Annotated in this window: 19 protein-coding genes; 12 read left to right on the forward strand and 7 right to left on the reverse strand. The window is 38.4% G+C overall.

Annotated elements, in window-relative coordinates; translation table 11 throughout:
• Positions 1–963: a tRNA pseudouridine(55) synthase TruB gene (truB, locus tag ACFINI_RS04590; protein WP_375646308.1), complete on the forward strand. Its 963-nt coding sequence runs from the start codon at positions 1–3 to the stop codon at positions 961–963.
• A gap of 460 nt (positions 964–1,423) precedes the next feature.
• Here the strand turns inward: truB and ACFINI_RS04595 are convergent, their stop codons facing one another.
• The gene (locus ACFINI_RS04595) at positions 1,424–3,052 is read right to left on the reverse strand and encodes an MFS transporter (protein ID WP_375639495.1); all 1,629 of its coding nucleotides are present in this window, start codon (positions 3,050–3,052) and stop codon (positions 1,424–1,426) included.
• A gap of 311 nt (positions 3,053–3,363) precedes the next feature.
• On the opposite strand from ACFINI_RS04595, the gene rpsO reads away from it, so the two are divergent.
• The 3 genes from rpsO (at position 3,364) to ACFINI_RS04610 (ending at position 7,142) form a co-directional block, all read left to right on the forward strand.
• The gene (rpsO, locus tag ACFINI_RS04600) at positions 3,364–3,633 is read left to right on the forward strand and encodes a 30S ribosomal protein S15 (RefSeq protein ID WP_375611819.1); all 270 of its coding nucleotides are present in this window, start codon (positions 3,364–3,366) and stop codon (positions 3,631–3,633) included.
• Positions 3,634–3,881: 248 nt separating this feature from the next.
• Positions 3,882–6,074, forward strand: coding sequence for a polyribonucleotide nucleotidyltransferase (gene pnp, locus ACFINI_RS04605; protein WP_375638359.1), 2,193 nt, complete (start codon positions 3,882–3,884; stop codon positions 6,072–6,074).
• A gap of 72 nt (positions 6,075–6,146) precedes the next feature.
• Complete coding sequence (locus ACFINI_RS04610; RefSeq protein ID WP_375646312.1) at positions 6,147–7,142, forward strand: class I SAM-dependent methyltransferase; 996 nt, start codon at positions 6,147–6,149, stop codon at positions 7,140–7,142.
• A 19-nt stretch (positions 7,143–7,161) separates the two neighbouring features.
• Here ACFINI_RS04610 and hslU read toward each other — a convergent pair whose 3' ends face one another.
• Together hslU and hslV are read right to left on the reverse strand one after the other, a co-directional pair.
• The gene (hslU, locus tag ACFINI_RS04615) at positions 7,162–8,472 is read right to left on the reverse strand and encodes an ATP-dependent protease ATPase subunit HslU (protein WP_375611822.1); all 1,311 of its coding nucleotides are present in this window, start codon (positions 8,470–8,472) and stop codon (positions 7,162–7,164) included.
• Positions 8,473–9,054, reverse strand: a complete 582-nt coding sequence (hslV, locus tag ACFINI_RS04620) for an ATP-dependent protease subunit HslV (protein ID WP_375611823.1) — start codon at positions 9,052–9,054, stop codon at positions 8,473–8,475. It lies immediately after the preceding gene.
• A gap of 220 nt (positions 9,055–9,274) precedes the next feature.
• Here hslV and ACFINI_RS04625 point away from each other — a divergent pair, with 220 nt between their 5' ends.
• From ACFINI_RS04625 to ACFINI_RS04640, 4 genes are all read left to right on the forward strand, one after another.
• The gene (locus tag ACFINI_RS04625) at positions 9,275–10,264 is read left to right on the forward strand and encodes an asparaginase (protein ID WP_273790597.1); all 990 of its coding nucleotides are present in this window, start codon (positions 9,275–9,277) and stop codon (positions 10,262–10,264) included.
• A gap of 122 nt (positions 10,265–10,386) precedes the next feature.
• Positions 10,387–11,385 (forward strand): type I pantothenate kinase, encoded by a 999-nt coding sequence (coaA, locus tag ACFINI_RS04630; protein WP_273790598.1) that lies wholly within the window; start codon positions 10,387–10,389, stop codon positions 11,383–11,385.
• Positions 11,386–11,398: 13 nt separating this feature from the next.
• On the forward strand, positions 11,399–12,763 hold the full coding sequence (locus ACFINI_RS04635; RefSeq protein WP_375646318.1) for a M17 family metallopeptidase: 1,365 nt from the start codon (positions 11,399–11,401) through the stop codon (positions 12,761–12,763).
• Between the two features lie 164 nt (positions 12,764–12,927).
• Positions 12,928–13,815 (forward strand): NlpC/P60 family protein, encoded by an 888-nt coding sequence (locus ACFINI_RS04640; protein WP_375646322.1) that lies wholly within the window; start codon positions 12,928–12,930, stop codon positions 13,813–13,815.
• A gap of 887 nt (positions 13,816–14,702) precedes the next feature.
• Here ACFINI_RS04640 and mutT read toward each other — a convergent pair.
• From mutT to ACFINI_RS04655, 3 genes are all read right to left on the reverse strand, one after another.
• Entirely contained in the window at positions 14,703–15,116 is a 414-nt protein-coding gene (mutT, locus tag ACFINI_RS04645) for an 8-oxo-dGTP diphosphatase MutT (protein WP_375627652.1), read from the reverse strand.
• Between the two features lie 125 nt (positions 15,117–15,241).
• Positions 15,242–16,474, reverse strand: a complete 1,233-nt coding sequence (argJ, locus tag ACFINI_RS04650) for a bifunctional glutamate N-acetyltransferase/amino-acid acetyltransferase ArgJ (RefSeq protein ID WP_375613298.1) — start codon at positions 16,472–16,474, stop codon at positions 15,242–15,244.
• A 129-nt stretch (positions 16,475–16,603) separates the two neighbouring features.
• Positions 16,604–17,557 carry a peptidylprolyl isomerase gene (locus ACFINI_RS04655; RefSeq protein ID WP_375611828.1) on the reverse strand — a complete coding sequence of 318 codons (954 nt, stop codon included), beginning with the start codon at positions 17,555–17,557 and terminating at the stop codon, positions 16,604–16,606.
• 435 nt (positions 17,558–17,992) lie between these two features.
• On the opposite strand from ACFINI_RS04655, the gene secA reads away from it, so the two are divergent.
• The 4 genes from secA to prmC all read left to right on the forward strand — a co-directional run bounded on the left by secA (position 17,993) and on the right by prmC (position 23,302).
• Entirely contained in the window at positions 17,993–20,710 is a 2,718-nt protein-coding gene (gene secA / locus ACFINI_RS04660; protein WP_375613297.1) for a preprotein translocase subunit SecA, read from the forward strand.
• A complete protein-coding gene (locus ACFINI_RS04665) occupies positions 20,649–21,140 on the forward strand; it encodes a Fur family transcriptional regulator (RefSeq protein ID WP_375611830.1) in 492 nt (163 codons plus the stop codon). Before secA ends, ACFINI_RS04665 begins: the two co-directional genes overlap by 62 nt.
• A gap of 222 nt (positions 21,141–21,362) precedes the next feature.
• A complete protein-coding gene (gene prfA, locus ACFINI_RS04670) occupies positions 21,363–22,439 on the forward strand; it encodes a peptide chain release factor 1 (protein WP_375616452.1) in 1,077 nt (358 codons plus the stop codon).
• Positions 22,436–23,302 carry a peptide chain release factor N(5)-glutamine methyltransferase gene (gene prmC, locus ACFINI_RS04675; RefSeq protein WP_375646326.1) on the forward strand — a complete coding sequence of 289 codons (867 nt, stop codon included), beginning with the start codon at positions 22,436–22,438 and terminating at the stop codon, positions 23,300–23,302. Before prfA ends, prmC begins: the two co-directional genes overlap by 4 nt.
• Here prmC and nrdF read toward each other — a convergent pair.
• Entirely contained in the window at positions 23,299–24,273 is a 975-nt protein-coding gene (nrdF, locus tag ACFINI_RS04680) for a class 1b ribonucleoside-diphosphate reductase subunit beta (RefSeq protein WP_273722534.1), read from the reverse strand. The genes prmC and nrdF overlap by 4 nt on opposite strands.
• Positions 24,274–24,282 lie beyond the last annotated feature (9 nt).

Below are 24,282 nucleotides of genomic sequence, written 5' to 3' on the forward strand. Positions count from 1 at the left end.
ATGGCGCGGCAACACAAGAAAAAGAGGCGTCCTGTTTCTGGCTGGGTCATATTTGATAAACCAAAAGGAATGAAATCAACAGAAGCTGTCTCACAAATCAAATGGCTCTTCCATGCTCAAAAGGCAGGACATGCGGGTACACTTGATCCTCTTGCTTCTGGTCTCCTTCCCATTGCATTGGGCGAAGCAACCAAAACCGTCCCTTACGTGATGCAAGGCAAAAAAACTTACCGTTTTCATATTGCTTGGGGGCAAGAGCGCTCAACAGATGATTTAGAAGGAGAAATAACGAAAACTTCTCTCATACGTCCAACACAAGAAGAAATACTTGCTCTTCTTCCTCAATATACAGGTGTTATTTTGCAAACACCTCCACAATTTTCAGCAATCAAAATTGCTGGAAATCGTGCCTATGATTTAGCGCGTGAAGGGGAAGTTGTTAAAATTCCGCCCCGTGAAGTGGAAATAGAAACTTTCAAGTTATTAGAAATGCCTACTAAAGAGCATTCTGTCTTTGAAATAACCTGCGGAAAAGGAACTTATGTGCGCTCTTTAGCACGCGATATGGGACGTGATCTCGGTTGCTATGGGCATATTGCTGATTTAAGACGTATTGCCGTCGCACCTTTTGATGAAGAAGATCTCATTACATGGGAGGAACTAAAAGCGGCCATTCCGCCAAATAAAAACACTACAGATGAGAATAATCGTTCTTTTGAAAAAAACTTCTCAACACTCGATGGGCTCTTAATTGACACAAGCGCCGCATTGGATTGCCTCCCTCACTATATCCTTAATGAAACTCAAGCACAGAGAATTATAAGAGGCCATTCTATCCTCTTGAATCATCACAAAGCAGCTCTTGATGAAGAGGAAATTTGTGTCCTCTATAAGGAACAACTTCTTGCTATTGGCACTCTCGACAAAGGTCTATTTAAACCAAAGCGGATTTTCACAATTTAATCGATTCTTTTCCCAACCACCTTTTGCGGAAAGATATTTTTCTCTATCAATTAAGAAAAATATGGTGCTTTTCATTGTCTATATTTACCGTATTCATATCAAAATTTAAGTCAGTGCTATAAGCTAACACCACCACACACTTTTTCCTCTTAATGTCGCAACAATCCTTGCATTTAAAGGATTCATAAAAGGCTTTTTATTTCTTTTTCAATCGTTTTTTACTCATACTTTAGTCCTCGTTTATAATGTACAAGCAAAGATATGGACTGATTTACTCTAAATAGATTTGAAACGAGAAAAGCTTAAGATTTTCAGAATCTATCACTCAACATGAAAAATGAAAAATAACCATTATAAATCAATTCATTAAATATTGAAACAACAATTTTTTTATGATTACGCTAACAAATTGATCGAAATAATATTAATATATGTAATATTTACAAAAACTGTTTTAACCCTAAGGGAGATGATCAGAGGAAACTTTTAAAAGCATCTCATTGGCTTGAGGTATTGTTTGGCGTTCAATCATACGGTGCACTCTTATACCGTTAGGAGCACAATTTAAATGACGCAGACGTTTATTGACTTCTGCATCCGCTTTTGTGCGACGATGATTATGGCGTAAATAATCTACCCATGTTGGCATATGATAAGCCTCTGTCCAATATTCAGGTCTTTCAAGATCTCGTAAAAGGACCCACTGACGCGCACCATCACGTAATCGAATATGGCGTCGACGCGTCATCACTTTGAGAAACTCTTCGAGTTCATTTTCATGAATTTGGTAATCAATCATTATCATGATCGGGCCACTTCTTGCTTTGAGGTCGAGTAATAGTTCCGGCTCTCTAAAATGATCAAGAGGATTTAAATCTATCTGAGGAATTTCTTGAATTCTAAATTTTACCCCTGCAAGAGCACCAAAAATCAAGAATAAAGAACAAACGCTCAAAGCAATTGTTGGAGAATAACCATCAGCCAAAACTCCCCAGATTGCACTTCCAATAGCCATCCCCCCATAAGATGCCGTTTGATAAAGTGCTAAAGAACGTGCAACAACCCAGCGTGGTGTAGATAGTTGTACAGATGTATTAAACAATGATAATGCCAAAACCCAACATAACCCTGCAGGAAATAAAGCAATATGGCTTATAATCAGGGAACGGCTGATTCCCAATAAAAAGCAAGAAAAGGCAAAACCAATAAATGCACTTGCAATAATTGTTTCTGAACGAAAATGATGCCGTACAACTGCATTAATAATACCTGCGGTCATGGCTCCTAACCCAAAACAACCGAGCAATGTACCATAAAGAAGGGCACTTCCTCCAAGAACTTTATGTGCAACAATTGGCAAAAGTGCTAAAATCGAAATTGCTCCTATACCGAAAAGGAACGCTCGAACCATAATACTTAAGAGATTAGGTGACATCGCAACATAACGCAAACCATCTGAGACAGCTCCTAACAGCCTTTCTCGTGGCAATGAGTTGTTTTCATAATTCGACTTCCAGAAAAACAACGCACCAATAAGAGGAATATAGCTTATAGCATTAAACAAAAAAGCAGCCGATGCCCCTAAAGTTGCAATAATGGCACCACCAATAGCAGGACCAACACTCCGCATCAAATTAAAGCCAACACTATTCAAACTAACAGCAGCAGGAATATTTTCCCTGCTCACAATATCTCCTATCGTTGCTTGCCAAGAAGGATTATAAAAAGCTGTGCCACATCCAATCAAAAACGTAAAACATAACAAAAGCCAAGGTGTTAGAAATCCCATATAGGCTAAAACAGATAAACTCATCGATATGACCATCATCATAATCTGTGCACACAACATAATTTGACGCCGATTAAAATTATCAGCTAATGCCCCTGCCATCAAAGAAAACATAACAAGTGGTAATGTTGTGGCACTTTGAACGAGCCCAACCATGGAATGCGAAGAACTAATCAACGCCATTAACCACCCTGCTCCAACAGCCTGTATCAGCCCCCCTAAATTAGAAATAAGAGTAGATGACCATAAATTTCGAAATACCGAATTACGAAAAAGTTTTAATGTTGAAATGCTCTGCATCTTTTTCCTCCAACGGTATTTATCACTTTTGTTACCACATACACGCTCATAATCTTTGTATCAAAAGGATGCATAATTGTTTAAAACACTTCTCATAAAACTCTATTTAAATCAATATTTCAAAACAAAAGCTTTTATTTAAAGAAAGACTTCAAAATGCTGTCAAGGACTAGTATTTTAACCTTCTTTCCTATATAAGAACGAAAATGGTAAGAGTCTTCGACTTTTCCTGTTTTCTCACAGACCCTTGCTGAACGACATCTCGGCTATGGGTGGCTTTATGTTTCTTCGTTTTTGGAAAGGATAATACGATGTCGATTACAGCTGAACGTAAAAAAGCTCTTGTCGCAGAATACGCAAACAAAGTTGGTGATACAGGATCACCAGAAGTGCAAATTGCTGTACTTTCTGAACGTATTTCTAATTTAACAAACCACTTTAAATCTCACAAAAAAGATAATCATTCTCGTCGTGGTCTTTTGAAGATGGTATCTCAACGTCGGCGTCTTCTTGATTATCTTAAAGGAGTTGACCAAAATCGTTATCAGACACTTATAAAGAAATTAGGTTTGCGTCGCTAAAAGAAAAATGGAAGTGGTATTTAAAAAACACCCATTTTTTCAACGTGTTGCTTTTAATTAAAAATTTTAAAAACTGATAAGTTATTATGGGATAGAACTGCTCATCGTTTCGCATTTAAGCAGTTTACTTCTCTTTTCTTGCAACAAAGATAAAAAGTATGTTGTCCACCCCAGATCTTGGAAGTATGCTACGCAAAACCAGAATGTGAGCAATCAAAGATTTAAACACTGGTCATTAAGGATAAAAAATGTTCAAAACGCACAAGATAGAAATTGAATGGGCCGGGCGTCCGCTCACCCTTGAAACAGGGAAAATAGCGCGTCAAGCTGATGGTGCAGTGATTGCTACCTATGGAGAAACGATTGTCTTAGCTACCGTTGTATCGGCCAAAATCCCAAAACCAGACCAGGACTTTTTTCCACTCACCGTTAATTATCAAGAAAAATCCTATGCTGTTGGTCGAATACCTGGGGGCTATTTAAAACGTGAAAGTCGACCAAGTGAAAATGAAACTTTGGTTTCACGTTTGATTGATCGCCCAATTCGTCCCCTTTTCGTTGAGGGATATAAAAATGATACACAAGTTATTGTTTCCGTTATACAGCATGATCTCGAAAACAATCCCGATATCCTTGCGATGATTGCATCTTCTGCCGCATTGACCCTGTCAGGTGTTCCTTTCATGGGGCCTATAGCCGGTGCCCGCGTTGGCTATTGTAATGGACAATATATTCTTAATCCTCATATCGATGAAATGCCTGAATCAAAACTTGATCTTGTTGTTGCTGGAACAGAAAGTGCTGTTTTGATGGTTGAATCAGAAGCACAAGAATTACCGGAAGATATCATGTTGGGGGCCGTAATGTTTGGTCACAAAGGCCTTCAACCTGTCCTTGATGCCATTATAAAGCTTGCTGAAGTTGCTGCAAAAGATCCTCGTGATTTTGTTCCTGAAGATCTTTCTGAGCTTGAAAAAGCGATGCAGAAAATGGCAGAACAGGATATACGAAAGGCTTACACAATTACTGATAAGCAAGAACGTTATGCTGCAATTGATGCACTAAAGACAGAAATCCTCAATAAATTTATGCCAGAACCAGAAAAAGACTGTCAATTTAGTGCAGATCAAATTGCAACCGTATTTAAACAGTTGCAAGCAAAAATTGTTCGCGGAAACATTCTTGATACCCAAAAGCGGATTGATGGACGCAATCTTTCTACCGTACGCCCTATCCAATCAGAAGTAAGTATTTTACCCCGCACACATGGATCAGCACTCTTTACCCGCGGAGAAACACAAGCGATTGTCGTTGCAACATTGGGAACTGGTGAAGATGAACAATATGTTGATTCTTTGACAGGAATGTATAAGGAAACATTCCTTCTCCATTACAATTTTCCACCATTTTCAGTGGGTGAAACGGGACGCCTTGGTTCTCCAGGTCGTCGTGAAATTGGACATGGCAAATTGGCATGGCGGGCAATTCACCCCATGTTACCAACGAAAGAATCTTTTCCTTATACCATTCGTGCTGTCTCAGAAATCACTGAATCCAATGGCTCTTCTTCTATGGCAACGGTTTGTGGAACCTCACTTGCTCTTATGGATGCTGGTGTTCCTCTAGCACGCCCTGTTGCTGGTATTGCTATGGGCTTGATTAAAGAAGGAGAACGCTTTGCTGTTCTTTCTGATATTTTAGGGGATGAAGATCATCTTGGAGATATGGATTTTAAAGTCGCAGGAACAGAAAATGGTATTACTGCCTTGCAAATGGATATCAAAATTGATGGTATTACCGAAGAGATTATGAAAATCGCGCTTGAACAAGCCAAAGGTGGACGAATCCATATCCTTAATGAGATGGCGAAAGCTTTAACCAGTGCACGTGCTGAGCTGAGTGAATTTTCTCCACGAATCGAAGTTATGAATATTTCTGTCGATAAAATCCGTGATGTTATCGGCTCTGGTGGTAAAGTTATTCGGGAAATCGTGGAACAAACTGGAGCAAAAATTAATATTGAAGATGATGGTACCATTAAAATTGCTTCTGCTGATGCTAAAACCATTGAAGCAGCAAAACGTTGGATCCATTCTATTGTCGATGAGCCTGAAGTTGGTGCTATCTACCAAGGAACAGTTGTAAAAACTGCAGAATTTGGTGCATTTATAAACTTCTTTGGTTCTCGTGATGGACTCGTTCATATCTCTCAGCTTGCATCAGAACGCGTCACCAAAACAACAGATATTGTAAAAGAAGGTGACAAAGTTTGGGTTAAATTAATGGGCTTTGATGAGCGTGGAAAAGTTCGGTTATCAATGAAGGTCGTTGATCAAACAACCGGAAAGGAAATCACCAGTGATAAAGCGATGAATGAAGAAAAGTGCGTGGATGAAAAAAAACAACCTGAAAATAAGCGCCGCCGTAAGAAAGAAGAGTAAGTTTTTCCTCTTATCGTATCATGAAATGCCATCCCAACATTGGAGTGGCATTTTTCTTTGAAAGAGTCATATGTGTTATTATTTTTGCCTTTTGAAAATCATGAACTCCCGTATCCTGATCCAAACCAGTGTTGGCTAAGTTTTGGTTTAACAGAAATCCCAGCTCCAGAATGGGCACAAAATTTAAAAGTTATTACGCCTTGGCGACCAGATTTTTTAAAATTTGTCGATACTCAATTTCACTGCTCTCCTCAAATAGATAAAACTTTCAGCTATGATGGTGCATTTTTACATTTGAGCAAATATCGTGGTTTGAACCAAAATTGTTTTCTTGATTTATTAGAGTGCGTTAAACCCAATGGATGGATTGTAATCAGTGGGGATAAAATTGCTGGTGCTGCTTCAATGATGAAATGGGTCAAAACAATTGTTCCCATCACCAATAAATTGTCTAAAAATCATGGTCTTGTATTTTGGTTGCAAGTTCCTCAACAAATTGAGAGACATAACATTGCGCAATTGCGCTCACCACCGCTCACTTTTGGTAAATTTCAAACCACTTCTGGTATGTTCTCACACGGACGTATTGATCCAGGATCTGCTGCGCTTGCTTCTTATATGCTCAAAATTATTTCTGGAAAAACGGCTGATTTTGGTGCTGGATGGGGTTATCTTTCTCACGTTGCGCTTGAAAGAAGTGAAAAACTCACCGCTCTCGACCTTTATGAAGCAGACTACAATGCTTTGAGAGCAGCAAAACAGCACCTTAAATCCATAACAGCTCCTTTTCCAATTCATTTTTATTGGCATGACCTTGTACATGAACCTATCACAAATCTATATGACACAATCATTTCAAATCCACCGTTTCACACACAACAAACAACAGATGTTTCATTAGGAAAAAATTTTATTATAAATGCTGCAAAGTGCTTAAAGCCAAGCGGCAGTCTGCTTTTTGTTGCAAACCGCCACCTGCCTTATGAAACATTATTAAAAAATATTTTCCGCACAGTGTTGATACATGAACAAGCCCATGGTTTCAAAATTATCGAAGCACGCAGATAAACAGAACAAGCAATAACTTTCAAAGAATAAAACGTGAAAGATCGATATCAGCAGCAAGCTCGCCAATAGATTTTCTCACATAAGCAGCATCAATTTTAAACGATGTTCCAGCTTTATCAGGTGCAGTGAAAGAAATCTCATCCAAAACGCGCTCCATCACTGTTTGCAAACGACGTGCCCCTATATTTTCAATCCTTGCATTTAAATCTACAGCAATATCTGCTAAAGCATCAATTGCATCATCGGTAATTTCCAAATGAACCTCTTCTGTTGCCATAAGAGCAATATATTGTTTAATCAAACTAGCTTCTGGTTCCGTTAGAATGCGCCGTAAATCTTCCCTTGTTAAAGGGTTCAGCTCCACACGGATGGGCAAACGTCCTTGAAGTTCCGGTAATAAATCAGATGGCTTGGAAACATGAAATGCACCTGAGGCAATAAAAAGAATATGATCTGTTTTGATTTGCCCATATTTTGTAGCAATTGTTGTTCCTTCAACCAAAGGCAAAAGATCCCGTTGAACGCCCTCACGCGAAACCGCAACACTTGCTCCACCATCCCTAGTTGCAATTTTATCAATTTCGTCGATAAAAACAATACCGTCATTTTCAGCAACACGAAGCGCCTCTTGAATAATTTGCTCCTGATCAAGGAGTTTTTCAGATTCATCATCAATGAGCGGTTTAAAAGAATCCTTTACTGTCGTCTTACGGACTTTTGTACGACTGCCCATTTTGCCCAAAATATCTGATAAATTCATAATACCCATTTGTGCCCCAGGCATACCAGGAATATCAAAGGTTGAAGCACTATTGCTATTATTATCGGCGACTTCAATTTCAATCTCTTTCTCATCCAATTCACCTTCACGCAATTTTTTACGAAAACTATCACGGGTAGCAGGACTTGCTGTTTTACCAACAAGGGCGTCTAAAACCCGCTCTTCAGCATTCACGTGAGCCTTTTCTTTTATTTCATCCCGTTTCTTTTCACGCACAAGAGAAATGGCAATTTCAACAAGATCTCGAATAATTTGCTCAACATCACGTCCCACATAACCAACTTCAGTAAATTTCGTCGCTTCTACTTTCACAAAAGGTGCTCCAGAAAGTTTTGCTAATCGACGTGCGATTCCTGTTTTACCAACACCTGTTGGCCCTATCATTAAAATATTTTTTGGCATAACTTCTTCACGCATCGGCTCATCAAGCTGTTGCCTACGCCACCGATTGCGCAATGCAATAGCTACAGAGCGTTTGGCATCATTTTGGCCAATAATAAAACGATCAAGTTCAGAAACAGTCTCACGAGGGGAAAATACAACACACATTTAAATAGCTTTCTCTAAAGAAGATAATTCTGCATCCAATGTTTCAATCGTAAAATGATCATTGGTGTAAACACAAATTTTAGCGGCAATAGCCATAGCTTTACGAGCAATAGTTTCTGCATCTAAATCCAAATCCATGAGTGCACGCGCTGCTGAAAGAGCAAAATTTCCTCCAGAGCCAATTGCCATAACCCCATCTTCTGGTTCTAAGACATCACCAAGCCCTGTTAGAGCCAAAGTTACTTTCTTATCAGCCACGAGCATCATTGCTTCGAGACGACGCAAATAGCGATCTGTTCTCCAATCTTTTGCAAGTTCCACACAAGCACGCATAAGCTGATCAGGATATTGTTCAAGCTTTGTTTCCAATCTCTCCAGTAATGTAAAAGCATCTGCCGTAGCACCAGCAAAACCAGCAATAACCACTCCGTTCTTTCCAAGACGACGCACTTTACGTGCATTGCCTTTCATAATTGTCTGTCCAAGAGAGACCTGACCATCCCCAGCCATCACGACTTGTCCACCTTTTCGTACCGTAATAATTGTTGTACCATACATTATGTCTGGCTTATGTTCTGTCATAAGGAAACTCCTTAATATTAACTTTACTTTTTAATATTGATTTCTTTTCATACAATGTAAAACTCAATTACTATTGTCCTATTTAAGAACATATACAGCAAAACACAATGATTCAGCATAACTCAATTTGTTGAAAATGGAAAAATGATATCATTGTTGTCAATGTAAATTACTGCTAAATAGCTTTATATAAACAGTTTGTGCTTTTTAGAGGAAAATTATGAAAAAAATAGCCATAGGGACCTTAGGTGGAACAATTGCAATGACTGCTGATAGTTTTGGTCACATGCAACCGACTTTAACTTCAGATAACCTCATAAAAAGTGTTCCTGATTTAAATAACGTTGCTGATATTCATGCACAAACATTAATGCAAATACCAAGTGGATCTTTATCGTTTCAAATGCTTTTTGAAATAATTAAGTGGGCAAAACAACAAATAAACGCTGGTGCAGAAGGTATTGTTTTAACACAAGGGACTGATACTCTGGAAGAAACAGCTTTTTTTCTTTCTCTTTATTGGAAAGAAGCCGAACCACTCATCATAACCGGCGCTATGCGCATGCCTCATGAAGCAGGCGCCGATGGCCCCGCAAACATTTTAGCAGCCACTCGTGTCGCAGCAGCCACACAAAGTCGTAACAGGGGCGTTCTCGTTGTCATAAATGATGCAATTCATTCACCTTATTGGCTCTATAAAAGCCATACCGTCAAAGTCGAAACATTTCAATCAGGTCTTGCAGGTGTTTTAGGAACTATTTTAGAGGGAAAACTTATTTATTTCAATGATCGAAAATTTTTTCCGACAACGTTTGATCTTCCCCAAAACCATGATCATCAAATTGCACTCCTCTATTCCTCTTTATCATCTGGTGCACAATTAATGAAACTATGCCTTGAAAGTGGGTATTATGCTGGAGTTGTTATTGCTGGTTTTGGTGCGGGGCACTGTAGTTTTCAAGAAGCAGACCTTGTACAACAATATGCACAAAAAATACCAATCATTATTGCTAGTCGTTGTTGTAATGGCTCAACAACTCGTATAACTTATGGCTATAAAGGCTCCGAAATCGATATGATTGCTTCTGGTGCTCTCATGTCTGGTTATTTATCAGCCGTAAAAGCGCGTCTACTTTTATGGACTTTTTTGGCGCAAGGGCACTCATTAGCACAAATCCGTGCAAACTGGAATGACTGGACTATAAGTTAATGAAAAATGATCCATTATCTTAAAAGAAGAGAGCATGCAAAACAAAATTTATTTGAAAATAAAGCCGCTCATCTGTCTACTCTTAATCAATTGCTGCTGCAAGAAAATCTCGACAAATACAAATGATTGATACGACTATACAAAAAATTAATCAGAAAGATAATCTGGTCAAATCCGTTTCTGACCGATATTCACCCTATCGTGTTTTTACTGCACAAGAATGGTCAGAGTTTCGTGAAGACACACCTCTTACTTTGACTTTTGATGAAATTAAGCGTTTACGCTCTATTGATGATCCTATCGATCTTAAAGAAGTCCAACGCATTTATCTTTCTTTATCGCGTCTGTTATCATGCCATGTTGAAGCAGTACAGGAACTTTTTCACAAACGTCAGCAGTTTCTCCATCAAGAAGAGAGTAGAAAAACGCCCTTTATTATTGGAATTGCTGGTTCTGTAGCTGTAGGAAAATCAACCACGGCTCGCATTCTTCAAGAACTGTTGAAACGTTGGACATCTAGTCTTAAAGTTGATCTAATCACAACGGATGGTTTTCTCTATCCTAACGCAATCTTACAGCAAAAAAATCGTATGAATCGTAAAGGATTTCCTGATTCCTATGACATTAAAAAACTGCTGTGCTTTCTTTCGGCTATAAAAGCAGGTATCGGAAATGTTCGTGCCCCACTTTACTCACATATGACCTATGATGTTCTAGAAAATCAGACAATTACCATTGATCGTCCTGATATTTTAATTGTTGAAGGTATTAATGTATTACAAGTCAGTGATCTTCCTAAAGATGGAAAAGCTATTCCTTTCGTATCAGATTTTTTTGATTTTTCAATCTATGTCGATGCCGAAACAGAAGTCATTCGTCACTGGTATTTGGAGCGCTTTAAACGTTTGCGTAAAACAACTTTTCAAAATCCTGAATCCTATTTTCATCGTTATGCCCACCTCAATGAAAAAGAAGCCTCAAAAATCGCTGAGGATCTTTGGCAAACGATTAATTTAAAAAATTTACAGGAAAATATATTGCCAACACGACCACGGTCCAATCTCATTCTACGAAAGGGAAAAAATCATTTGGTCGAATATGTCGCACTTAGACGGCTATAAGGATCTCATAACTATGCACCACCACATTCATTTTACCTCAACGCGTATCGATAACAGTTGCCCTATCATATTGGTAAACCAAAGAACTCTTGCCAACTTATCACTTGATGCGTCAACAACAGCATGGATAAAAGTTAATGACTTTACTGGTAAAGCAGGACAAATACTCTTTATTCCTCACGAAACGGGGCATTTAAAAAAAGTTTTATTTGGAATTGGCAATGGTAACGATCCTTTTATCACAGGACTGCTTGCTCAAAAGCTTCCTGCTGGTCAATGGCATTTAGAAGGTACAACCTCTGATGAAATAAATACCTATCTTGGATTGGCATTTGGTAGCTATCAATTTAATCGCTATCGTCAAAATTCTTCTTTCAAATCATTATCTATCCATGTCAATGAGGCGATTGATCTCAATGAGCTCCAACGAATTTATGAAGCTGTCTTTTTCGTCCGTGATCTCATTAATATTCCAGCCAATGATATGAACCCTGATACTCTCGAAAAAGAAGCTCGAAAACTAGGAAAAACCTACGGTGCTCATATCAAAAGTATTTGTGGAGACGATCTCTTAATCCATAACTTTCCGATGATTCATGCTGTAGGACGAGCAGGCAGCACTGCACCACGACTGATTGAGTTACTCTGGGGGCAAGAACATCATCCTAAAATAACGTTGGTGGGCAAAGGCGTAACTTTTGATACTGGAGGTCTCGATATTAAATCAGCCAATAACATGTTGCTTATGAAAAAAGATATGGGGGGTGGAGCAAACGTTTTGGGATTGGCTAAACTTATCATGGATGCAAAATTGCCTTTCCGTTTACGCGTTTTGATTCCAGCTGTAGAAAATGCAATTTCTGGGAATGCTTACCGACCAAGTGATATTCTCAAAAGTCGTAAAGGTTTAAGTGTTGAAGTAGGTAATACAGATGCTGAAGGGCGCCTTGTCCTTGCCGATGCACTCGCCTATGGTGATGAAGAAAGTCCACAATTCATGCTTTGTATGGCTACTTTAACAGGGGCAGCGCGTATAGCATTAGGACCAGATCTTCCCGCATTTTATTGTAATGATTCAATATGGGCACAACAAATTTCTGAATCTGCTCACGCTGTCTTTGATCCTCTTTGGCAAATGCCCCTTTGGAAACCTTACCAAGAGATGTTATCATCACCAATTGCTGATCTTAACAATGTAACTGGAAACAGCTTTGCTGGTTCTATAACAGCTGCTTTATTTCTTAATTCTTTTGTTGAAAAAGCTGAACATTTTGCGCACTTTGACCTTTATGGATGGATTCCAAAAGAAAAACCAGGATACCCTGTTGGTGGATCAGCACAAACTATTCGTGCCCTTTATAATATTTTTAAAAAATGAATTTTGACACAAATATCCACAAAAATGGACAATTTTGCAATTTCAAGAACAGTTGCTATCGTTTTAAATTGTGTTCTTAGTTTTGTTTGAGGATAAAAATCTTACCAATACAGCTTTCATGAGTTTGTTTAAAAGTAAGAAATAACAAAATGGAAAGCAAAAAGATGATCTCTAAAGACCCAAGACTTCATGCATTCAGAGATGATCTAGCAGATCAACGTCTTGAAACAGAAATTACAGCTCAGCGCTTTGTTCAAGGTGAAAAAAGACGTGTTAATACAGCGGTCGCTGGACTTTTTAAAGAAAATAGTAAAAAAAGTGAAAGACAAACAGAATGCTTATTCGGAGAAGAACTTCTCATTTTTGAACAAGGGGAAACAATGTCGTGGGGACAATCACTCAAAGATGGTTATGTTGGTTATATTGATACAAAAGTTCTTTGTACATCAACCATAAAACAAACGCATGTGGTTTCAGTACCACGCACATTTAAATATTTACACGCTGACTTACGTGGACCAATAGTATCCCCATTATCTATGGGAAGCAAAGTCAGTGTTGTTGATGAAATTGAAGTCCGTGACACAATGTATTCTATTCTTGAAAATGGAACAGCAATCATTACGAGTCATCTCAACCCCATTGGACGCGTATATGAAGATTATGTCACAGTTGCAGAAACCTTTATCCGTACACCTTATCTTTGGGGTGGTGTCAGCGGTTTTGGAATTGATTGTTCGGGACTCATTCAGCTCTCTATGATGATGACCGATCAAATAGTTTTACGTGACACCGATATGCAGCAAGAAACTATAGGCAGTCCTCTTACAGATACTGATAAACTTCAACGAGGCGATTTAATTTTTTGGAAAGATCATGTTGCTATTATGGTTGATCACGCAAATATTATTCACGCAAATGGTTTTTCTATGGACGTTATGATTGAGCCCTTGGAAAAAGCAATTACGCGTATCGCTAAAAAAAATCAATATCCCATCGCAAAACGCCGTCCAATTCAAGAAACTTCATACATGCCTCCTATAAAAAATTAATTGAATGTTTTATTATTACAATATATTGATTTATAATGATAATTATCCATCATTCACTCTGCGTCAAGCATTCTAAATATCGTAAGATTTTTTATTTCAAATCTGTTTTTATGTTGGATCAATCAAAGCCGCTTGTCTGTTCATCACAAGCGGAATTGATGTATAAGTAAAAATGATTACGAAAAGAAAAATATCCCTTCTGAATGCCCTCAAATACCAAGAGCTATCGTAACTAACATTGGAACCAGCTTACTCCTTCATAAGCGTAAAGATAGTGGCGCTCAATAGATTTTATCCTATAAAGCTTTACCATTATACCATTCACGAGTGCCGGCACGAAATGGGCTTTGGAATATTGCGAGATGCCTCTTTTAAACAACCCCGCAAATATGCAACACAATGGCGTTCTATATTACGTAAGGGATATGCCCCTCTTAATCAAAAGCAACATTTTTTGAAATTTTTCCTATTATCGATATCTTATGAAAGAAATACTCCTAATATCTCTCGGTGCATCCAAGACAATCTCTCAATAATAATCGCGAAAAGTATAAATCCATTATCTACCACCATTTTTATGCTTATGAAGCGTGCAAAGGCATCATTATACACTTTGCCAATTCTCAATGTTGCGATAACCCTTGGCTATTGGAGAGTATTCTTTCAACACGTATTTTATTTCTTTCTTAAATAATTTTATCCACATGACCCGCCCCGCTTGGAACGTGCAAAAGAATGGTTTTGACTAATTTAACATAAAACAGATTTGAAATGAGAAAATTTTTATGACCCTAGACTTTCCCATTCAACATAAAAAAATTATAAATTATCATTATAACTCAATATATTGATTTATAATTTAAGCAATATTTCCTCCTTATAACACATTAAAGAAGGTGATTTTTCAATACCTGAACCAATGGTTTATCAGCATCAGGCATAGGGTATTTATCAAGATCATTAATAAAAACCCATTCTAAATTTTGGCCCTCTCGTCCTTGCGCAACGCCCTCATAATGGTCACAAAGATACAATGGCATTAAGAGATGAAATGTTTTATAGCTATGACTTGCAAATGTTAAAGGGTGTAAATTATTTGGTTGAACATAAATACCAAGCTCTTCCTCTAATTCACGAATCAATGATGCTTCCGGAGTTTCACCTTGCTCAACCTTGCCACCAGGGAACTCCCATAAACCAGCCAATGATTTTCCTTCAGGACGCTGTGTAAGCAAAACACGATTATTCTGATCTAACAGAGCACATGCAACAACAAGAAGAATGGAACTTTTCATACACATATCACTCCCCAATAGGGAACATAAAGATAACTGACTTTTCTATCATATCCCCTCTGCTCCTAAAAGAGCTCACATACCCCATTTGCTCTGAAAAATAATAAACTGTTAAATATAAAGTGCATCCATTAACTTCTGTAATCGCTATTGATCATAACGTACTCTTTTGTTAAATCGCAAGACCAAACCGTCGCCGTACTCTTACCCAAACCGATATCAACACGAATCGTGATGTGCTTACCTTGCATATAAGTACCTATTGTCTCTTCACAATACTCAGGATCTCGTACGCCATTCACGGCCACACGATGCTCACCAAACCAAATCGTCAATAGATCACGATCGACTTCAACACCGGCCTTCCCAACTGCCATAACGACCCGCCCCCAATTCGCATCTTCACCGGCAATAGCCGTTTTTACGAGCGGTGAATTTGCAATTGATAAAGCAATAGTTTTAGCTGCATTATTTGTTGTAGCACCCACCACATTAACCTCAATTAAATGACGAGCACCTTCACCATCACAAACAACTTGTAGTGCAAGTTCATGCAGAAGTGCACTCAATTGTTTCACAAAAACCCCATAACGCGGATCAGATTTACTTGTAAGACATGGAAAATGTTCTTTTCCTGTCGCAAACAACATAAGCGTATCTGAAGTTGAGGTATCGCTATCAACAGTAATTGAATTGAAAGAACCCTCAACTGCCTCTGATAACATGGATTGGAGTGCATCCGAAGAAATGGTAGCATCACTAACCACAAATGACAGCATTGTCGCCATATCGGGTGCAATCATACCAGCACCTTTTGCAATTCCATTAATGGTAACACGCTCTCCCCCACAGTCAAAAGTGCGGGTCGCAAGTTTTGGAAATGTGTCCGTTGTCATTATGGCTTTTGCAGCTTCCAACCAATTTCCCTCTTCTGCTGTCTCTGTCATACTTGGTAAAAGATTGACAATACCCGATGCATCCATTGGCTCACCAATAACACCCGTAGAAGCTATAAAAATTTCATCTTCTCTAACCTTTAAAGCGTTCGCTGCTGCACAAATAATTGCATCGGTTGTGTGCTTTCCTTTGCTTCCTGTAAAAGCATTTGCATTTCCAGAATTCACAACAACACCCCTCGCAACCCCATGAGGAAGCGATGCACGACAATGCTCTACAGGGGAAGATGGACATTTTGAACGGGTAAAAACACCGGCCACACTCACTGGCTTATCGAATATGATGAAAAGAAGATCTGTACGATCTTTATATTTAATCCCAGCTTCAGCTGTTGCTATCCGTACACCAGATAATGGAGAAAGCTCTTGGATCTTTTGAGGCGACAAAGGAGAGATTTTCAAAACCACAATATGCTTTCTATAAAAAAATGAAATGATTGCAGATCAATAACCTCTCATAGAAAACTGCTAGGCTTTTTGAACAAAACTAACCTAGCAAATTATCTATTAAAGAGGCTATCTACTTATTTTTCCTAGCTATTCCGTATCTTCTTCATCAGATGTCTCATCGGGAAGTAGCGTCCCATTTTGATGAAGCGATTCCATGATTTTTGTAACATTAGGATCAGGGTATTTCACATCTATCTTGCTACGCAAATCAACAATCAGTTCTTGATAGCGCTTTTTTATCAGCTGTGTCCGCAACATCTCTTTAACATCATCAAATGCAGGCGGTTGTTTTACACGACGATCTTCTAATTTAATAATATGCCAACCAAAAGGACTTTCAACGGGTTGTTTTGTGTATTCGCCAACTTTCAAACCAAATGCGGCATCTTCAAAAGGCTTGACCATTTGACCATGGCTAAAATAACCAAGATCACCCCCAACGGCAGCAGAACCATCTGTTGAACTTTTCTTTGCAATCTCTTCAAAATTTTCGCCTTTATTTAAATGCTTAATGATAGCTTCTGCTTCTTTTCTCGTTTTGACCAAAATATGACGCGCTTTAACCTCATCCTCTTTAGGTAAAGCAGCAACTTCTTGCTTATAAAGAGCTTCCAAATCAGTATCCGATATTTTATCAACAATCGCCTGTTTAAAATAAAGCTGTTGAAGAACATTGTCACGCATGACTGCCATACGTTTATCGTAAGCTTCTGTCTTATCAAGACCTTTGCTTCTTGCTGCTTTTGCGAGGGCCTGCATATCTAAATAAGCTTTTAGAACCATCATACGGCGTTGTTCATCAGGAAAACGTGCTAAATTAGGATTTATTTCAAGCGCTAAATCATCCAATTGGCCTGCTGTAATATTTTTCCCATCAATAACCGCCATAACATGAGAAGGAGAAACGGCTTTTTCAGAAGCTTTCTCTAAAGTCTTTAAATCACTCGACGATGAATTCAAACCTTCTTGAGCACTCACCCCTAAACTTGTACTTGCCAATAAAGTTGATGCTAAAAAAAGCGTGATAAAGTTAAATTTCATAAATATACTCCTTAAAAATGAAGGCAGGTTCAAGATTCCAATTTTCTTTACCATAACACTTTAATCTTTAAACATAGAGAAATAAATTAGTAATTTTATTTAAAAAAAGTATAAAATTATCCTTTTATCTCAGTTTCTCCAATCCTATCTAATGCAGATGAAAAACATGATAATAGAGAAAAATGACATATTGTATCTTAAATTACTTTGTATTGTATCAGTTAAATAGCATACTTAAAGTTGACATAAAGCGCTTAGCCTCTTATCTCTACTTTACAATTAGAGTGAAAAATTGCACACCAGCAAGTATAATGGTACCATCTGCATTTCATGATGTCACTAATGATATCAGATAATTTGAAGAAAATGTAGAGTATGGGGAGAGCGTATGAATTACCCAACAAGAGTGACAACAATTAAAAGAAAGGGCCAGAGATGGTCAGTTTAGGTGTTTTTGCCCGTAAGTTTTTTGGTTCAGCTCATGAGCGACATCTCAAAGCACTCCGCCAAAAAGTTGCACAAATTAATGCTTTGGAAGAACAATTCGTAAAATTAAGTGATGAGCAGCTTTGCCAAAAAACAGATGCCTTTCGTAAACGTCTTAGTGAAGGTGAGAGTGTTGATTTGCTCTTACCAGAAGCTTTCGCGACTGTTCGTGAAGCCGCAAAACGTGTTTATGACATGCGTCCTTTTGACGTGCAACTTATTGGTGGAATGGTCCTTCACGACTGCGGCATAGCTGAAATGCGTACTGGTGAAGGTAAAACATTAATGGCAACTCTACCAATTTATCTCAATGCATTGGAAGGTAAAGGCGTTCATGTTGTGACAGTAAACGATTATCTCGCCAGTCGTGATGCTGAAACAATGGGGAAAATTTTTAGTTTTCTAGGGCTTACAACAGGCGTAATTCTTCATGATCTTGATAGTGATGCCCGCCGAGAGGCCTATGCATGCGACATCACCTATGCCACAAATAATGAACTAGGTTTTGATTATTTGCGTGATAATATGGCCTTCGATCATAGTCAAATGGTCCAACGTGGACATCATTACGCAATTGTTGATGAAGTTGATTCGATTCTTATTGATGAAGCCCGTACCCCCCTTATTATTTCTGGTCCTCTAGAAGATCGTACTGACTTCTATAACCTTATTGATACATTTATTCCTGCCTTAACTCCAGAAGACTATGAAATAGACGAAAAACAAAAAACAACGACCTTTACCGAAGTTGGTACTGAAAAAATTGAAAAAATGCTCGAACAAGCTGGGCATCTTAAAGGTGAGAGTCTTTATGACATAGAAAATGTCGCTATCGTTCATCATGTCAATAATGCTCTAAAAGCTCATAAACTGTTTGCTCGCGATAAAGATTATATTGTTCGCAATGATGAAATCGTTATTATTGACGAATTTACAGGGCGAATGATGCCTGGGCGGCGTTATTCTGAAGGACTTCATCAAGCGTTAGAAGCTAAAGAGCATGTTGCTATTCAACCAGAAAACCAGACACTTGCTTCCATCACTTTCCAAAATTATTTCCGTATGTATAGAAAATTATCTGGCATGACTGGAACTGCAACAACAGAAGCCGAAGAATTCAGAAATATTTATGGTCTTGACGTTGTCGAAGTCCCTACAAATTTGCCAATACAACGTATTGATGAAGATGATGAGATTTATCGAACAGCAGAAGAGAAATATCGGGCAATTGTGCGTGATATCCGTCAAGCTCACGAAAAAGAACAGCCTATTCTTGTTGGAACAACCTCTATTGAAAAGTCAGAACAATTGGCAGAGCGTTTGCGAAAAGAAGGCATTACCGATTTTAGAGTCTTAAATGCTCGCTATCACGAACAAGAAGCATATATCATTGCGCAAGCAGGAGTTCCTAGAGCTCTCACCATTGCAACCAACATGGCAGGACGCGGTACGGATATACAGCTTGGTGGTAATGTTGAAATGCGCATCCGACAAGAGTTACAGGATATCCCGGAAGGTCCAGAGCGGACAGCTAAAATTGAAGAAATAAAAAAAGATGTTCAGAAGCTTAAAGAAAAAGCTTTAGCGGCTGGAGGGCTTTACGTTATCGCTACTGAACGTCATGAAAGCCGTCGTATTGATAACCAGCTTCGTGGACGTTCTGGTCGCCAAGGCGATCCTGGTCGCTCAAAATTCTTTCTCTCTCTTCAAGATGATCTTATGCGTATCTTTGGCTCTAACCGTATGGATGGTATGCTGCAAAAACTTGGATTGAAAGAAAATGAAGCTATTATCCATCCATGGATTAATAAAGCCCTTGAAAAAGCACAAAAAAAGGTCGAAGCACGAAACTTTGAAATTCGTAAAAATCTGCTAAAATATGATGATGTCATGAATGATCAACGCAAGGTTATTTTTGAACAGCGTATGGAGGTCATGAATGCAGATGATTTATCAGAAATGATCCTTGAAATGCGTAATGAAGTCGTAGAGGATCTCGTAGAGGCTTATATTCCATCAGGGACATATTCTGAAAAATGGGATGCAAAAACTCTCGAAGAAGAGCTTCAACAACTCTTTAATCTTGAGCTTCCAGTGGAAGAATGGGCAAACGAAGATGGAATTGCCGAGGAGCAAATTCTAGAGCGTGTATCAAATGCTGTTACAAAACTTGAAAATGAGCGTACTGAACGATATTCTCCAGAAGTTATGGCTTATTTTCACAAAGCAGTATTGCTCGAAACTATTGACACGTTATGGCGTGAACATCTGGTGAGTTTAGACCATTTGCGTTCTGTTGTTGGTTTTCGTGGTTATGCGCAGCGGGATCCGCTCAATGAATATAAGACAGAATCATTTGAACTCTTTCAAAGTATGTTGAAAAATTTGCGCCGAATTGTCACTTCTAAGCTTATGCGCTTTGAAATCATTCAACACCCCACAGAACCGGCCATGCCTGAGCAAACTGATGCTGCTTCTTCTGTCTTTAATGATCAAAGTCAAGAAAATGCTCCCACCTTATGGGCACGATCACAAGAAAATAGATTTGTTAATCCACAAGATCGTGACCCTAACGATATAACCACATGGGGAAAAGTTGGACGTAATGAGCGTTGTCCTTGCGGTTCAGAGAAAAAATACAAACACTGTCATGGAGCCTTTGTTTGAAAAGCAAACTATGCAAATGAATAAAAAGCGAAATTATGAGCAAGAATTGCGCACAGCTGGTTTAAGAGTAACACGTCAACGACGAGTTATTCTTGATATTTTGACTGATACAAATGATCATCCTAATGCATTTGAAATTTTTCAGCGTGCAAACAAAATAGATTCGAATATTTCACTCTCAACTGTTTATCGAACCATGAAAATATTAGAAGGAAATGGAACAATTCATCGCCATAGCTTTAGTGGTGGTCCATCTCGTTTTGAACAAGCAGATGGGCAACATCATGATCATCTCATTGATATAGAAACAGGACAAGTTATCGAGTTTCATTCTGATGTTATTGAAAAGCTGCAAGAGGAAATTGCAAAATCCCTTGGCTATGATATTATTCATCACCGCCTTGAACTTTACGGAAAAAAAAACTCTTAAAAAAATGATTATATATCATTAGATAAAATACCTCAGGCAAATCAAATTTTATAAAAATTTACCTTTAAAATATAATAGTTTTCATTGGCAAAAAAAAAGAATTGCTTTATTACCTCTTTTTGTATGATGCTATACGGTAATTCATTGCCGATATTATCACAAAAAATCATTGCAAAAAAATATTATAAAAATTGTATTATGAAAAATTAGGCCAATATTATCATGGTTTCTTTGCCACAAGATCGTATGAAACAGCTTGAAAAGCGCTTTGAAATAATTGAAAGCCAAATGACAACAAATCCAAATGCTGAAACATATGTCAAATTAGCTTCTGAATATGCAGAACTACAACCTGTTATTGCCTCTATACGCGCATTAAATGCTCTTTACGAAGAGATTACAGAATTAGAAACGATTATCAACGATAAACAAACAGATATCGAGATGCGTAATCTTGCCCAAGAAGAGCTACCATCGTTATATAAAAAAGGAGAGCAATTTGAAAAAGAACTCCAGATTCTGCTTTTGCCTAAAGATGTTGCTGATGAAAAAAGCGCTATTATTGAAATTCGAGCAGGAACGGGTGGATCAGAAGCAGCACTTTTTTCCGGTGATCTTTTTCGCATGTATGAACGTTATGCCCATGCTCACCATTGGAAAGTAGAAGTTATTTCACTCAGTGAGGGGGAAGTTGGCGGATATAAAGAGATTATTGCTAGCATTTCAGGAAAAGGTGTTTTTTCTAAATTGAAATATGAATCAGGTGTCCATCGTGTGCAACGCATCCCTGAAACAGAGACAGGTGGACGTATCCATACATCTGCTGCTACCGTTGCTGTACTTCCAGAGGCTGAAGATATTGATATTGATATTCGTCCTGAAGATATTCGTATCGACACAATGCGTGCATCTGGAGCAGGAGGACAGCATGTTAATACAACGGATTCAGCTGTTCGTATCACGCATATTCCAACAGGAATTATGGTCGTACAAGCAGAAAAATCACAACATCAAAACCGAGCACGAGCCCTTCAAATTTTACGAGCACGCTTATTCGATATCGAACGACAAAAAGCGGAAAATGAACGTTCAGCTTCCCGTAAGAGCCAAGTTGGTTCTGGTGATCGTTCAGAACGTATTCGTACCTATAATTTTCCACAAGGACGCATCACGGATCACCGTATTAATCTGACCCTGTATAAGCTTGATCGCATTTTGGAAGGAGATCTTGATGAGCTTATTCATGCACTCATCTCAGATCATCAAACAGCACTCCTGATGGAAATGGACAATAATTGAACAAATATTCTTTCAAAAATGTCATCCAACAAATGCAAGAAAAATTGCGCATAAAAGGAATTTCTGAAGCCAATCTTGATGCGAAAATACTCATTGAATGGATAACAGGAATAAATGCTGCTGAAAGAACTTCTAAACCAGATATGCCTCTATCTTCTGAGCACATTACACAAATAGAACACGCTGTCCAACGGCGGATTGCAGGTGAACCCGTCTACCGTATTATAGGAGAACGAGAATTTTATGGCATATCCTTCGCTTTATCTCAAGAGACGTTAGAACCCCGTCCTGATACAGAAACGTTGATAGATCTTGTTCTCCCTTTCCTCAAAAAATATGTCGAAAATTCGAGAAAAATAACACTCCTTGATATGGGGACAGGAAGTGGCGCCATTGCCATTGCCATTCTTAAACAAATTCCACAATCCTATGCAGTCGCTGTCGATATTTCTGAAGATGCCCTTAAAACAGCGACAAAAAATGCAAAAAATGCTGAAGTAATACATCGCTTCACACCTCTTCTTAGCGATTGGTTTGATTCTGTCACTGGTCGCTTTGATTTTATTGTTTCCAATCCACCTTATATTCCCGCAAAAGATATCAAAAAACTTGCAAAAGAAGTGCGCTTACATGATCCATTGCGCGCTCTTATCGGTGGAAAAGATGGTCTTGATTTTTATCGAAAGCTCGCCCATGAAGCAGCCAACTACTTAAAAGAAAACGGCACTATCGCTGTTGAAATTGGTTACTCTCAAGAAAAAGAAGTATGCAATTTGTTTGAAACAAATGGCTTTCAATGTTTAGAAATGCGCAAAGACCTCAGTGGAATACCCCGCGCACTTCTATTTGCATGCAAACATTAAAATTCCCAATCATCATCCGTAGTAGCAACCGCCTTGCCAATGACATAAGAAGAACCTGCCCCTGAAAAAAAGTCATGATTTTCGTCAGAGTTTGGTGATAAAGCTGCCAAAATAGCGGGATTAACACGACAAACCTCAGGGGGGAAAAGAGCTTCAAAACCTAAATTCATTAAAGCCTTGTTAGCGTTATAATGAAGAAAAATTTTAACATCTTCTGTCAATCCAAGCGCATCATAAAGATCTTCAGTATATTTGCACTCGATGTTATAAAGATCAAAGAGCAGGTTAAAAGCAAAATCTTTAATTTCTTGTCTTTTGGCTTCATCAAGCTTTGCAAAGCCCAATTGGAATTTATAACCTATATAATAACCATGGACTGCTTCATCACGAATGATTAGTCGAATAAGATCTGCTGTATTGGTCAACTTAGCGCGACTGGCCCAATACATGGGCAAATAAAAACCAGAATAAAATAAAAAGCTTTCCAGCAAAGTCGAAGCAATTTTTTTCTTAAGTGGATCATTTGCTTCATAACGCTCAAGTACTAATCTAGCCTTTTTCTGCAAATGAATATTTTCTTCTGACCATCTAAACGCATCATCAACTTCTACCGTCGAACAAAGGGTTGAAAAAATAGAGGAATAAGAACGTGCATGAACCGCTTCCATGAAGGCAATATTCGTCAAAACTGCCTCCTCATGCTCTGTTATCGCATCAGCCAGAAGCGAAATGGCTCCTACAGTGTTTTGAATTGTATCGAGAAGCGTTAGTCCTGTAAAAACACGAATCGTTAGCTTGCGTTCTTCATCCGTTAAGCTTGACCATGAGGGAATATCATTGGAAAGTGGAACTTTCTCAGGTAACCAAAAATTCCCAGTTAAGCGGTTCCATACTTCAAGATCTTTCTCATCATGTAATCTATTCCAATTAACAGCACACACAACAGGATTTTTGGTTGTAATCTTTGTCATATGATGATC

The organism is Bartonella sp. AA56HLJMS (assembly GCF_042197145.1).
Lineage (GTDB): Bacteria > Pseudomonadota > Alphaproteobacteria > Rhizobiales > Rhizobiaceae > Bartonella.

Coding starts and splice junctions, on each gene's coding strand:
- hslU (WP_375611822.1), bottom strand. CDS start 8,472: ATGTGTGTTGTATTTTCCCCTCGTGAGACTGTTTCTGAACTTGATCGT.
- ACFINI_RS04635 (WP_375646318.1), top strand. CDS start 11,399: ATGCACCACCACATTCATTTTACCTCAACGCGTATCGATAACAGTTGC.
- ACFINI_RS04640 (WP_375646322.1), top strand. CDS start 12,928: ATGATCTCTAAAGACCCAAGACTTCATGCATTCAGAGATGATCTAGCA.
- secA (WP_375613297.1), top strand. CDS start 17,993: ATGGTCAGTTTAGGTGTTTTTGCCCGTAAGTTTTTTGGTTCAGCTCAT.
- ACFINI_RS04595 (WP_375639495.1), bottom strand. CDS start 3,052: ATGCAGAGCATTTCAACATTAAAACTTTTTCGTAATTCGGTATTTCGA.
- pnp (WP_375638359.1), top strand. CDS start 3,882: ATGTTCAAAACGCACAAGATAGAAATTGAATGGGCCGGGCGTCCGCTC.
- ACFINI_RS04665 (WP_375611830.1), top strand. CDS start 20,649: ATGAGCGTTGTCCTTGCGGTTCAGAGAAAAAATACAAACACTGTCATG.
- ACFINI_RS04655 (WP_375611828.1), bottom strand. CDS start 17,557: ATGAAATTTAACTTTATCACGCTTTTTTTAGCATCAACTTTATTGGCA.
- hslV (WP_375611823.1), bottom strand. CDS start 9,054: ATGACAGAACATAAGCCAGACATAATGTATGGTACAACAATTATTACG.
- nrdF (WP_273722534.1), bottom strand. CDS start 24,273: ATGACAAAGATTACAACCAAAAATCCTGTTGTGTGTGCTGTTAATTGG.
- coaA (WP_273790598.1), top strand. CDS start 10,387: ATGATTGATACGACTATACAAAAAATTAATCAGAAAGATAATCTGGTC.
- truB (WP_375646308.1), top strand. CDS start 1: ATGGCGCGGCAACACAAGAAAAAGAGGCGTCCTGTTTCTGGCTGGGTC.
- mutT (WP_375627652.1), bottom strand. CDS start 15,116: ATGTGTATGAAAAGTTCCATTCTTCTTGTTGTTGCATGTGCTCTGTTA.
- prfA (WP_375616452.1), top strand. CDS start 21,363: ATGGTTTCTTTGCCACAAGATCGTATGAAACAGCTTGAAAAGCGCTTT.
- ACFINI_RS04625 (WP_273790597.1), top strand. CDS start 9,275: ATGAAAAAAATAGCCATAGGGACCTTAGGTGGAACAATTGCAATGACT.
- rpsO (WP_375611819.1), top strand. CDS start 3,364: ATGTCGATTACAGCTGAACGTAAAAAAGCTCTTGTCGCAGAATACGCA.